The following is a 12,637-nucleotide window of genomic DNA, read 5'->3' on the forward strand; positions in this document are numbered from 1 at the left end:
GCCTTACTTCACTGCGTGCTGTTCTACCTCGATCGTCGCCGGCGCGATGCGTTTTGCCCGGTGGCCGGAGACGAGCGCGCCGGCGCTCTTGTCCATCCGGATGATGGGGATGGTCGCCACAACCGTCAGGATCGCGATCACGTAGAAGGCGATGTGGAAGTCGGCCACCTGCAGCGGCTCGCCGCGGAAATAGATCGACGTCTCCAGGATCGCGGCGGCAACGGCAACACCGAGAGCCAGGCTGATCTGCTGCATCACCGAACTCATCGACGTTGCCTGGCTCGCCTGCGCGTCGTCAATATCGGCAAACGCCAAGGCATTGACCCCGGTGAAGAAGAACGAGCGGGAAAAGCCACCGATCAGCAGGACAGCGATAATGACGAGGTGCGATGTCTGTGGCGTGAAGAAGCCGGTCGTGACCGTTACCAAGGTCGTGACGCCCGCTGCCGAAAGCAAGGTCGTTCGGAAGCCGGCCGCGGCGAACACGCGACGGGCCATGAACTTGGTGGTGATGGCGCCGATTGCGCCGGCAAAGGTGATAAGGCCGGATTGGAAAGGAGTCAGACCGAAGCCGAGCTGCAGCATCAGCGGCGTCAGGAAGGGCATGGCGCCGATGCAGATGCGGAACAGCGTGCCGCCGGTCGTCGATGCGCGGAAGGTCGGGTTTCGGAAGAGGTTCAGGCCGAGGATCGGTGCCGGATGCCGTTTTGCATGGCGTACGTAGAGAAAGCCGCAGACGAGGCCGATTGCTGTCGCCGTGATGCCGATAATGGGCGGAAGCGCCGGTAGGCTGACGACGGAGAGGCCGAAGACTACCCCAGCTGCAGCAAACGACGTGAGCAGAAAGCCGATGACATCCAGCCTCGGCGGCGCGGTCGCCTCCACCTCAGGCAGGAAGATCGTTGCGAGCCAGACACCAATGATGCCGACCGGCACATTGATCAGGAAGATCCAGTGCCAGGTGAAATAGGTCGTGATGAAGCCACCGAGCGGCGGTCCGGCAAGTGGTCCGACGAGTGCCGGAATGGTCAACAGCGCCATGGCCGAGACAAGCTCGCTTCGCTTCGTCGTTCTCAGAAGCACAAGACGACCCACCGGAGTCATCATCGCGCCGCCCATGCCCTGCAGGAAGCGGGCGAAAACGAATTCGATCAGGCCCGAGGAGATCGCGCAGAAGATCGAGCCGACGACAAAGACGCAGATGGCAAGGCGGAAAATGCGCTTGGCGCCGAACCGGTCCGCCATCCATCCGCTGATCGGGATGAAGACCGCGAGCGACACCATATAGGAGGTCAGCGCCAGCTTCAGCGTGATTGGCCCGACATGGAGATCGTTGGCGATGGCGGGCAGGGCGGTCGATATGACGGTGGAGTCCATCTGCTCCATGAAAAGAGCGACGGCGAGGATCAACGGAACGATGCGATTCATACACGAATGCCTTGAAGGTCTTGCGAAGGCGGCTCGGGAAAGCCAGTGCTCTGTAGTCCTCGCGAAAGGCTCTGCCAACCCTTCGTTCAGCTTCTGAGGCACGTTTGCATCACGTCTGCGTGAGACCGCTTGCTCAGTAATTTCAATGGTCAAGATTGGCATATGTTTGCTTCGCCGGGCGCAAGAAAGGCAGCGGCCGGCTCGTCATTTGGGGGTGTGCTGCAAGGAAATCGCACGTTATTGGAAGAATTGGATATGGCGGTACCGTCGGAAGCCCGACTGGGAGGTTCGGTTTGACATGGACAAGGCGCAGGCGGCGGCAACGCGCCGCAAGGTGTTCGGCATGATCGCGGCCGACAAGATTGCCTTCCTCGGTTACCACATGCCGTTCGCGGCCGTCGGCTTTGTCGAGACATATGAGGACGGCTATCGCTTCGTTCCGAAGACCTATCAGTTCGACCTGTGAGGTCGCTGCATGGCAGCCATACCAAGCCCGGCGGACATGTCGGGCTTTTTGCTATTCCCTTCCTGTCATAGACGTGTTACCAGCCCTCGCCAACTTCCAAAGCAACCCTTGCACACCGCCGGTGCGGACGATTCGTTCCGGGAGGCGTTGCATTTTTCTTAATTGAAGGAAATTGGCCATGGCTCGCATCATAGAAACGCCAACCGGTTTGGACGCACTCACCTTTGATGACGTGCTTTTGCAGCCCGGTCATTCCGAGGTTCTGCCCGGTCAGACGAGCGTTGCAACACGCATCGCCACTGATTTCGAGTTGAACATCCCGATCATCTCTTCGGCCATGGACACCGTCACGGAAAGCCGCCTAGCTATCGCCATGGCGCAGGCCGGCGGGCTTGGCGTCATCCACAAGAACCTGACGCCGGCCGAGCAGGCTGAGCAAGTCCGCCAGGTCAAGAAGTTTGAAAGCGGCATGGTCGTCAATCCCGTGACGATCGGCCCCGACGCGACGCTCGCCGATGCGCTCGGTCTCATGAAGACCTACAGCATCTCGGGTATTCCTGTTGTCGAAAAATCCGGTCGTCTCGTTGGTATCCTGACCAACCGCGACGTCCGTTTCGCGTCGGATCCGAAGCAGAAGATCTATGAGCTGATGACGCGTGAAAACCTCGTCACCGTCAAGGAAAACGTCGACCAGCAGGAAGCCAAGCGCCTGCTTCATGCGCACCGCATCGAGAAGCTGCTCGTAATCGACGGTGAAGGCCGTTGCGTCGGTCTCATCACCGTCAAGGATATTGAAAAGTCGCAGCTGAACCCGAATGCCTCCAAGGATGCGCAGGGTCGCCTGCGCGCCGCTGCCGCCGTCGGCGTCGGCGACGATGGTTTCGAGCGCGCCGAACGCCTGATCGAAGCTGGTGTCGATCTTCTCGTCGTCGATACTGCGCACGGCCATTCGCAAGGTGTTCTGAATGCCGTGGCACGCGTGAAGAAGCTCTCCAACTCGGTGCGCGTCATGGCCGGCAACGTTGCGACGTCGGAAGGCACGAGGGCGTTGATCGATGCTGGCGCTGACGCCGTCAAGGTCGGTATCGGTCCCGGCTCAATCTGCACGACGCGTATCGTCGCCGGTGTTGGTGTTCCTCAGTTGGCGGCCATCATGTCGGCCGTCGAGGCTGCGCAAGCGCGGGATATCCCCGTCATCGCGGACGGCGGCATCAAGTTCTCGGGTGACGTGGCCAAGGCGATCGCCTCGGGTGCCTCCGCTGTCATGATCGGTTCGCTGCTCGCCGGCACCGATGAAAGCCCGGGCGAAGTCTATCTCTATCAGGGCCGCTCCTTCAAAGCCTATCGCGGCATGGGTTCCGTCGGCGCCATGGCGCGCGGCTCGGCAGACCGCTACTTCCAGGCGGAAGTGCGCGACACGCTGAAGCTCGTGCCTGAGGGTATCGAAGGCCAGGTTCCCTACAAAGGCCCGGTCTCTGGCGTCCTCCACCAGCTTGCCGGTGGTCTCAAGGCGGCCATGGGTTATGTCGGCGGCAAGGATATCAAGGAGTTCCAGGAGCGCGCGACCTTCGTCCGCATCTCTGGCGCTGGCCTTCGCGAAAGCCATCCGCACGATGTGACGATCACCCGCGAGAGCCCCAACTATCCGAGCGCCGGCGGCTGAAAATGAAAGCGGGCAGCCGTATTCCACTCTGGATTATCGCGCTGCTCGCGGCCATCTGCCTTGGCGTGCTCGCGTGGACGACATTCGGCTTTGTCGTCCCCTTCAAGCATGAGACTGGGCAGGCGGTTCTCGATGTCTATTTCGCCGGTTACGACCAATTGACCGTCGGCCGGATGGAGCAACTCCTCGGCCAGAACGAGATCGCCAACAATTTGCTGCGGGCCATGTACGTTGGTCCCGAGCTGATTTTTCCTGCACTCCTGACGGCGCTCTTGCTGCTGGTATTGATGAGGTTGCGGCCAGGGGGATCCTATTTCGCGCGTCCGATCAGTCCCGTTCTCGTCAAGCTCGTCTATGTGCTTCCCTTCATTTATGGCCTTGCCGACTACGGCGAGAATGTCGCCAGCCTGATTGCCTTCGGAGATAGCGCCTGGACGGATCCGGCCGCTCAACTATTGCCGTGGATGACACGGCTGAAGTTCGCGAGTCTGGCCATTTGTGTGATCGTCATTACCCGTTTCGCCCTTGTGCGTGTGATGCATCGCGACGACAGCGAACAGTGATATCACCACGGCCGAGGGCATCATTACCCAAGTTCTGAGAAAGCCGTGCCCATCTCCGAGCCGCGCGGGGCATTTGCGGCGCTGATGCTTTTCCTCTACAGCACGGAAATCAAACGGAAGGCAGCAAGGAAGAGACAGAATGACCGGCTACGAAATGTTCTGGCCCGTAATCGCCCACGTAGCCCTGATCTATAGTCTCTACATGCTTCTCGGTTACCGCCGCCGACAGCTGGTTCAGGCCGGAAAGGTCCAGCGCTCGAACTACAGGGAAAATCGCGATGAGCCGCCGGAGGGCCTGGTGGTCAAGCATTGCCTGGCCAATCAGTTTGAGCTTCCCGTGCTTTTCTACGCCTGCTGCGTCCTTCTTTACATCACGGAAGCAGACAACCTCGTGGCTGTCGTTCTTGCGTGGATCTTCGTCGCACTGCGCTACCTGCATGCCTTCATCCATGTCACCAGCAACAACCTCCGATATCGAAGCCCGCTTTTTGCTGCTGGTTACGTGGTGCTCGGTGGCATGTGGCTGTGGCTCGCCGTCTGGATGATTTTTCCCAACGGCTGATCGGCCTATCAGTCTGAAGTAACGCAGTTTTGTTCCCGCGTTACTGGCCGCTGACCTATCTTCCCTGGCAGGCGAAAGCCGACAGGTAGGGAACAGGAGGCCTCAAATGGACAAGCCGGAAATCACGCAGGCGATGATCAACGCCTACGACGAATACACGCATCTGACACTCGACCGCCGCAGCTTCATGGACAAGCTGACGAAACTGGCCGGTTCCGGCGGTGCAGCAGCAGTTATTGCGCCGATGCTCGCCGCCAACAAGGCGAGCGCGGAAATGATCGCCGCCGATGACAAACGGCTGGTCGCAAAGGACGTGACCTATCCCGGCGGAGCCGGTGAGATGAAGGGTTATCTGGTAGAGCCGAAGGACGCTTCGGGAAAACTCGGCGCCGTGATTGTCATTCACGAGAACCGCGGTCTCAACCCGCACATCCGGGATGTCGCGCGCCGCATTGCGCTTGAAGGGTTCATCGCGCAGGCGCCTGATTTCCTTTCGCCGAAGGGCGGCACGCCGGAGAATGAAGACAAGGCCCGTGATATGTTCAGCACGCTGGACCGCCCCGCCACGGTAGCGAACGCCGAGGCAACGCTCACCTACCTGACCAAGCTCGACAACTCCAATGGCAAGGTCGGTGTGATCGGATTTTGCTGGGGCGGTGGGCTGGTGAACGACTTCGCGACCAAGTCGCCGGAGCTAAAGGCCGGCGTCGCCTATTACGGCGCCCAGCCACAGGCCGCCGATGTGCCGAATATCAAGGCGGCCCTGATGCTGCACTATGCGGGTCTCGACGATCGCATCAATGCCGGCATCGACGCCTACAAAAAGGCGCTGCAGGAGAACGGAAAGGACTTCCAGATCTTCGTCTATGACGGCGTCAATCACGCCTTCAACAACGATACGTCGTCGGCTCGCTACGATAAGAAGGCCGCTGATCTTGCTTGGAGCAGGACCATTGAATTCCTGAAGAAGAACCTCTCCTGATCAGGCTGCCAGTTCACGCGGGGCAGGGGCGACAGCTATGATCGCCTCTGCCAGCGCCTCCATCTCCTTGCCGCGATGATTGCTACGCCGCCAGGCGAGACCGATCTCGCGCGACGGCTGTGGATCGGCAAACGGGAGTATGCGGATCGAGTTGCGGCTGGTCTCGGTCGGAATGGCGATCTCGGGAATGAGTGTCATCCCCATATCGTGCGACACCATCTGCAGCAGGGTTGCCATCGACGTCGCACCGAAGTTGACGAGGCTGCGCTTGCCGGCGCTGCAGACGGCGAGCGCCTGATCGCGGAGACAATGTCCCTCCTCGAGCAGCAGGAGCCGATCGACATTCACTTCATGCTCGGTCAGCGGCGATGTCAGTACGGCTTCTCCATTGTCTGCCACCGCCATGAAGAAGCGGTCGGTGAAGAGCGGCCGCGTCTGGATACCTTCGATGTCCAGCGGCAACGCCGCGATCACGGCATCGAGTTTCCCTGTCAAAAGATCCGCCATCAATCGATCGGTCACGGCCTCCCGCAACTCCACCTCAACACTAGGGTAGGTTTTGCGCAGATGCGGAACGAACTGCGGAACGAGGTAGGGGGCAACCGTGGGAATAATTCCGATGCGGATCAGACCCTCGAGCGTGCCGCCGCCCTTTCGGGCTGTCTGCTCGAGCAGGTCGACCTGATGCAGGATGGCACGGACGTAGTGCAGCACCTCCTCGCCTTTCGGCGTCAGAAAGGTGTTCTGCCGTGTGCGCTCGACCAGCTTGGCGCCGAGATACTCTTCCATCTCTATGATCTGGGTCGACAGTGCCGGCTGGCTGATATGGACCATTTCGGCGGCTCTGCCAAAATGGCGCGTCGTCGCCAGCGCATCGAAATAGCGCATCTGTCGTAGTGTCAGCATGATAACTTCTTTCAATCGAATTCCTCAACAAATACGGCTTGAGGTTATTGAAGGTCAATAGTTACAAGGGGACTGCCGCTTTCCAGCGCTTGCAGCGAGAACGAGATGCAAGCTTATTGGGCGCCGGCAGGCACAAGCGCGGTTGAAAAGGCCACGAATCACAGCTCCGTGCAGGGCGATTGAAAGGGATATGAAATGAGTAGTCAGTTGGACCAAGTCGAATAAGTTCCCGGTCGAAAGCCAACCAAATCCGGGTGTATCACCCCGATTTTGCTGTGCTTTTCGGGATCCGTACAATCCAATCTATCTCGTTTACGAGTCGTGAAGACCTGCATGTCATATCGGCAAAAAGGCGCCGGCATGAACCTCCTCCGTCGCTCCACATAGAACAAATGGGAACGACATGAAGGTCGGAAGTTTGGATCGTATTGGCCTCCGCCGGAAGCCAAAGCAGGAACGCAGTATTCAAAGGCTCGACATCATCTTGTCGGCCGCCGCAGCAATCATTGCAGAAAAGGGCGTAAGCGCCATGCGGATGACGGAATTGGCCGTTGCCGCCAAGGTTCCGATTGGCTCTGTTTATCAGTATTTTCCCGAGAAGGCCGCGATCGTCAAGGCGCTTTTCGACCGTCATGCTTCGGCAATTCAGGCGCGCATTGCCGAAGCCTTTGCCTCCGTGCACTCGGTCGATCATGCACTTGACGTGCTCGCCGCGACCATCGACTGGCACTACGACGACTACCGCAGCGATGCTGCCTATCTCGGCATCTGGATGGGCACTGAAACCGACCACGATCTGCTGCGGCTCAACATCGAGCACAGCAAGCGGATTGCCGATATCTTTCAAGATGCCATCCGTCGCGTTGCACCCGAACTGTCCGCGGCCGACATGCAGGCCAGAACCTACCTGTTCAGTCACCTGCTAGGGGCTTCCATCCGCCTTGCGGTCGTCAGCGAGGACTCGCTCGCCAGACGCATTCTCGACGAGTGGAAGCGCGTGATCCGCACGGCCTTCCTCTCGTCGGCTGCTGCGTGACGCCTACCAGCTCGGCAGGACGTTGGCGGTCTTGAGGCGGGGTTGGACCCGCCCGTAAGCGTTCTTCACGTCAGGCTCCAGATTGTCGTCGACGACGGCGGGTGTGATGTTGTCGAGGCAGGCGGTGATGTGTGCGGTGATCGCGTTCATCAGCGAAATCGACACGCCAGGCCGCTTCATGATGCCGATCTGGACCGGGGGCAGAGCAGGGAAACCGTCCGCCTGGCTCAGCACCTTCATTCCTGTGCGCAGTGCCGATTCCGGCATGACGGACACGGCCATACCGGCAAGAACAGCGGCCGCGACGACCGTGCATGACCAGCTGGTGAAGAGGATCTGGTGTTCGCGGCCGACCGCGTCGAGCGCCGAGCAGGCGAGTTGGCGCCACTGGCAGTCGCGACGGCCGACGGCCAGTGGAACCGGCGCATCGTCACGGATCGGATGGTTCGCCGAGCCGACCCAGCAGAGCGGTTCCGTTCGCACGACGTCCGACATGCGCTCGCGCGGATTGTGCGTCACCAGCGCGATGTCGAGCTCGCCGCGATTCATGCGCTCGGCGAGACCCACCGAGGGCTCGCAGACAATGTATAGTTCGACGTTCGGGTGCGTCTTGGCGAAGCGGCCGATGATCTCCGGCATATAGCGGTCTGCATAATCATCGGGCGTGCCAATGCGCAGCGTGCCCTCGAGACGATTGTCGTCGAAGGCTGCAATCGCCTCGTTGTTGAGGCGAATGATGCGTCGTGCATAGTTCAAGAGCTTCTCGCCTTCGACGGTCAGGCGGTTGCCACGCCCGTCCTTGATGAAAAGCTGCTTGCCGATGCGCTCTTCCAGCCTCCGCATCTGCATGGAAACGGCCGACTGCGTCTTGTAGACCCTATCCGCAGCCTTGGTGAAGCTGCCGGAATCGACGATCGCGATGAAGGTCTGCAACTGATCAATATCAAGAGGCGCGGACATGAGTTCACCTATAACAATCTCTGATGTTAATCATTAGAAACATTCGTTGGACTGATCAATAGGTGTTTGGCATCTTCGGGATGCAAATCAAGCAAAGTGAAGGACAGACACCCTGCCTGTCCGCTCGGATTTCAACCCGATGCCTTCCCGCTCGACCTCGCGGGAGGGGTGGGTTGTTGCGCGCCAATGAAAGGATCAGCCATGCGCACGACAGACCGGATACTCGAACTCGACTGCAGCCAGACCACCCTGACGTTCCCCCAGCGTCTCGCAAATGGCTTTGCAACGTTGTCATCCGTACTGCGCGTGTTCCGCAACCGTATAGAGATCAACCGGCTGCACGATCTCGATGACAATCAATTGAGGGATATTGGCCTTAGCAGGGCCGATCTCACCTCGGCCTTCCTGGCGTCGACCTTCTTTGAAGATCCGTCGGAACATCTGACGCGTTCCGCGCGCAATCGCGGACCGAAGTCGCTCTTCAGGTCCCGAAAGGATTAAGGGCGGCCCAACTTTTCCCCGCAGGGTGATAGCCAATAGCCCTGCCTCTTGCCCGGTGACTGGCCTCCCAGCCGTCTCCGGGTTTTTTTATGCCTTCGGGGGCGAGGAGGGAGGCGTCTTCGGCATATAGGTCTCGAAGATCGCTTCCATACTTTTCTGGTAGCTCTTCTGCACCTCAAGCCCGCTGTCGAACATGTTGTTCAGCATGTCCATGTAGCTTTCCGTTTCCGCCTTTTCCTGCTCCTTCGGAGTTTCGGTCGGCTTCGGCTCAACTGGCTTTCCAAGCGAACCCATCATTTCCTGAAAAGCCTTGGCGAAAGGGTTGTCGAAAAACGGGTTGGTGACCGTCTTCTCTACCTCCGGCTTCTGCATACCGAACATCAGCTGCATCGCCTGGGTGAAAGGATTGTCGAAGATGCTCGGCTCAGGAGCGGGCTTTTGCTTCGGCGCGAAACCGGTGCTTTCGAGCCATTTCTGAATCGTTTCGCCCATCGCCGTGTTGACGAATGGATTGACCGGTGCATTCATCTGCCCCATCGACTGCTTGAACAGCCCGCCCATCAACGTGTCGGCCATGACAGGCAGCATCTGCTTGTAGATTTCCTGCCCGATTCCGGTCATCTGGGCCGCCTGGGCTGCCACAGCACGCGAAACTTCCTTTGAGCCGAACAGCTGCGCAAGGATGTCGTTGCCGTCCGATATTCCCTGCGGCGTGAAAGCCTTGCTCATGTCCTCGAAATATTTGGCGTAGTTGCCGGAGCCGACTGCCTGCATCAGCCCCATGAAATCGTAGGGGTTGTTGCTGCTCCGCTTGAGGCCGGCGGAAAATGCCGGCACGAGCGCCGCCATCGCCTTGGCGGCCTGCTCCTGAGCAAGATTGAACTGCTTGGATACGGCATCCATTGCCGCGCCGTTCTGGGCCTGCATCATCATGTCGAAGAGTGGCAGCATGGAAATCCCCTTCCCGGTTCGCAACGCTTATTCGCAACGCTTAATTGAGTCACTATAGCCGGAAAAAGGAATGCGCAAACCGCTTTTTGCAGAAGGATTTAGTAGGTCCTGACCCTAGAGCCTTTCAGGGTTAAATTGAAGCGTTCTGTTGGCTCAAACGGAGTCGAATGGCCGGTCGATCAGGCGGCCCGTTTCAGCCAACCCCGGTGGTTTGCTTGCAAACCAGCTAGGCCGGGCTTTCCACCAGGATCAGAGGCGATCGGCTCGGACGTACTTTGGGGTATGCCCTTCGCCAATCGCCTCTGCCCTGACGAAAATCTGCTCCGGCAGAACGCTTCAATTTAACCCTGAAAGGCTCTAGTATTGATATTCTTCGAAGACCGGCGCAACGGAACCGTTCCAGCGGCCGTGGTAGAGCGCCAGCAGGTCTTCGGCCAAGGTCGCCTTCTTGGCCATGACTTCGTCAAGCGGCGCAAGGAAGATGGTTTCGTCCTGGCCTTCCCGATTGAGCTTGTTACGCGCCCTGAGACCCACCTTCGAAACGGCGATCACTTCGCGTGCTGTTTCATAAAGCTCATGCCCACGAAACTTTGCCCTCAAGCCTTGAGACGGCACGGCGTCACGCAAGGCGTTGACCTCGTCGAACGTCCAGTCCTTGGTCAGCATATCGGCATCTTCAAGCGCCGCTTCGTCATAGAGAAGCCCGACCCAGAAGGCTGGCAACCCACAGATCCGTCGCCAGGGGCCACCGTCCGCGCCACGCATTTCGAGGAAGCGCTTCAGGCGCACATCCGGGAAGAGCGTCGAGAGATGGTTCGTCCAGTCTCCCATCGTCGGCTCCCACTCAGCGACTTCGCCCTTCAGCGCGCCGTTCATGAACTGCCGGAAGGTGATGTGGGTACAGTCGTGATAGTGCCCGTCACGCACGACGAAATACATCGGCACGTCGAGGGCCCATTCGACATAATCATGAAAACCGAAGTCGTCACGGAAGGTGAAGTCCAGCAGACCGGAGCGATTGTTGTCGGTGTCGCGCCAGATGTCGCCGCGCCATGAGAGCAGGCCGTTGAGCTTGCTTTCGGTAAAGGGCGAGGAGGCAAAAAGGGCGGTTGCCAGAGACTGGAGCTTCATCGAAACGCGCATCTTCTTGCGCATGTCAGCTTCCGAGGAAAAGTCGAGGTTCACCTGGATCGTGCAGGTGCGATACATCATGTCGAGGCCCTTGGATCCGACCTTCGGCATGTAGCGGGTCATGATCTCGTAGCGGGATTTCGGCATTGCCGGCGTTTCGGCAAGCGTCCATTTGGGGCTGCCGCCAATGCCGAGGAAACGGATGCCCATGGGCTCGGCGATCTCGCGCAATGTCGCAAGATGCGCGTTCGATTCCTTACAGGTCTCGTGGATCGTTTCCAGCGGCGCCCCGGACAATTCGAACTGGCCGCCGGGTTCGATTGAAATGGCGCCCATTCCCTTCGGCTCGCCAAGGCCGATGATGTTGTCGCCGTCCATGATCGGATCCCAGCCGGATTTCTGCTGCAGACCTTTCAGCAGCGCCGAAATACTGGCCTCGCCGAAGTACGGTACCGGGCTGTTGTCGGCCCGGAAGAAGGCGAACTTCTCATGCTCGGTGCCGATGCGGAATTTCTCTTCCGGCTTGCTTCCCGCAGCAAGATAATCGGTCAGCTCCTGAACCGATGAGAGTGGCGTCTGGTCGGTGGTATCGCGAGCCATTCAAGTCTACCTGCAATGGGAGAGCGCCTGGAAAAAACCCGGGCAATTGGAAGGGTGATTAGGACCGCTCCCACGTATGTTGCAAGTGAAATTGTTTCAACGGCTCATCAAAAAAATAGCGGCATATTTTGGCCGTCACCGATCCTAAGGTTAATTCCAGTCGCCGATCGACGCCTGAATGACGGCCATGGCAGCAACTGCAGCCGTATCGGCTCTAAGTATCCGCGGCCCGAGCGGGATTGCGGTGACGAAATCGAGGCTGCGCAGCCGCGCACGCTCCTCCTCGGAAAAACCGCCCTCTGGTCCGACCAGAAGGGCCAGCTTTCGCTCGCTAATTTTGGACAGCAACGGCAGCGGGTTTTGCCCCGCGTCGCCCTCGTCGCAGTAGACGATGCGGCGGTCGCTCGGCCAGGTATCCAGTAGGTCGGAAAGCTTTATCGGCTCGGCAACATCGGGGATGTCCAGTATCCCGCATTGCTCCGCCGCTTCGATGACATTTGCCCTCAGCTTGTCGAGATTGGTGATCTTGCCCTGCACGTGTTGTGTCATCACGGGGCGCAGTGTGCCGGCCCCCATCTCGACGGCCTTCTGCACCAGATAATCCAACCGCCCGACTTTCAGCGGTGCGAAGAGATAGTGCAGGTCGGAAGGGGTGGGCTGCGACCGCGTCTGCTCCTCCGCAATCAGCACAATACGTTTTCGCGTTGGGAAGGTGAGGCGTGCCTTCCACTCGCCGTCGCGGCCGTTGAAGACGAGCAGCTCGGCGCCCTCGGCCATACGCAGCACGTTGGCGAGGTAGTTGAAGTGATCCGCCGTCGTCTCCACCGTTGTTCCGGCAGCGAGCGGGGTGTCCACAAACAGCCGTTGCATCCGAAAATTGGCGCGCAT

12 protein-coding genes and 1 pseudogene are annotated in these 12,637 nt (G+C 59.2%); 7 read left to right on the forward strand and 6 right to left on the reverse strand.

Annotated elements, in window-relative coordinates:
* Positions 1–3: 3 nt before the first annotated feature.
* The gene (locus NBG89_RS01915) at positions 4–1,428 is read right to left on the reverse strand and encodes an MFS transporter (protein WP_431321476.1); all 1,425 of its coding nucleotides are present in this window, start codon (positions 1,426–1,428) and stop codon (positions 4–6) included.
* 271 nt (positions 1,429–1,699) lie between these two features.
* On the opposite strand from NBG89_RS01915, the pseudogene NBG89_RS01920 reads away from it, so the two are divergent.
* The 5 genes and pseudogenes from NBG89_RS01920 to NBG89_RS01940 all read left to right on the forward strand — a co-directional run.
* Positions 1,700–1,894: pseudogene (locus NBG89_RS01920) on the forward strand (MBL fold metallo-hydrolase); the annotation flags it as partial.
* Between the two features lie 178 nt (positions 1,895–2,072).
* A complete protein-coding gene (gene guaB / locus NBG89_RS01925) occupies positions 2,073–3,557 on the forward strand; it encodes an IMP dehydrogenase (RefSeq protein ID WP_431321477.1) in 1,485 nt (494 codons plus the stop codon).
* 2 nt (positions 3,558–3,559) lie between these two features.
* Positions 3,560–4,120: a hypothetical protein gene (locus tag NBG89_RS01930; RefSeq protein ID WP_431321478.1), complete on the forward strand. Its 561-nt coding sequence runs from the start codon at positions 3,560–3,562 to the stop codon at positions 4,118–4,120.
* A 139-nt stretch (positions 4,121–4,259) separates the two neighbouring features.
* Complete coding sequence (locus NBG89_RS01935; RefSeq protein WP_431321479.1) at positions 4,260–4,682, forward strand: MAPEG family protein; 423 nt, start codon at positions 4,260–4,262, stop codon at positions 4,680–4,682.
* 106 nt (positions 4,683–4,788) lie between these two features.
* Positions 4,789–5,664 (forward strand): dienelactone hydrolase family protein, encoded by an 876-nt coding sequence (locus tag NBG89_RS01940; RefSeq protein WP_431321480.1) that lies wholly within the window; start codon positions 4,789–4,791, stop codon positions 5,662–5,664.
* Here the strand turns inward: NBG89_RS01940 and NBG89_RS01945 are convergent, their stop codons facing one another.
* The gene (locus tag NBG89_RS01945) at positions 5,665–6,570 is read right to left on the reverse strand and encodes a LysR substrate-binding domain-containing protein (RefSeq protein WP_431321481.1); all 906 of its coding nucleotides are present in this window, start codon (positions 6,568–6,570) and stop codon (positions 5,665–5,667) included.
* Positions 6,571–6,973: 403 nt separating this feature from the next.
* Here NBG89_RS01945 and NBG89_RS01950 point away from each other — a divergent pair, with 403 nt between their 5' ends.
* Entirely contained in the window at positions 6,974–7,606 is a 633-nt protein-coding gene (locus NBG89_RS01950) for a TetR family transcriptional regulator (RefSeq protein ID WP_088694660.1), read from the forward strand.
* Between the two features lie 3 nt (positions 7,607–7,609).
* Here NBG89_RS01950 and NBG89_RS01955 read toward each other — a convergent pair whose 3' ends face one another.
* A complete protein-coding gene (locus NBG89_RS01955; protein ID WP_431321482.1) occupies positions 7,610–8,566 on the reverse strand; it encodes a LysR substrate-binding domain-containing protein in 957 nt (318 codons plus the stop codon).
* A gap of 201 nt (positions 8,567–8,767) precedes the next feature.
* Here NBG89_RS01955 and NBG89_RS01960 point away from each other — a divergent pair, with 201 nt between their 5' ends.
* Positions 8,768–9,067, forward strand: a complete 300-nt coding sequence (locus tag NBG89_RS01960) for a DUF1127 domain-containing protein (protein WP_431321483.1) — start codon at positions 8,768–8,770, stop codon at positions 9,065–9,067.
* Between the two features lie 87 nt (positions 9,068–9,154).
* On the opposite strand, the gene NBG89_RS01965 is transcribed toward NBG89_RS01960, so the two are convergent.
* The 3 genes from NBG89_RS01965 to NBG89_RS01975 form a co-directional block, all read right to left on the reverse strand.
* Complete coding sequence (locus NBG89_RS01965; protein WP_431321484.1) at positions 9,155–10,018, reverse strand: DUF937 domain-containing protein; 864 nt, start codon at positions 10,016–10,018, stop codon at positions 9,155–9,157.
* A 357-nt stretch (positions 10,019–10,375) separates the two neighbouring features.
* Positions 10,376–11,749, reverse strand: a complete 1,374-nt coding sequence (locus NBG89_RS01970) for a glutamate--cysteine ligase (RefSeq protein WP_431321485.1) — start codon at positions 11,747–11,749, stop codon at positions 10,376–10,378.
* A 150-nt stretch (positions 11,750–11,899) separates the two neighbouring features.
* On the reverse strand, positions 11,900–12,637 hold the full coding sequence (locus NBG89_RS01975; protein WP_431321486.1) for a 16S rRNA (uracil(1498)-N(3))-methyltransferase: 738 nt from the start codon (positions 12,635–12,637) through the stop codon (positions 11,900–11,902).

The organism is Rhizobium sp. YTU87027, assembly GCF_050644135.1.
GTDB lineage: Bacteria > Pseudomonadota > Alphaproteobacteria > Rhizobiales > Rhizobiaceae > Rhizobium.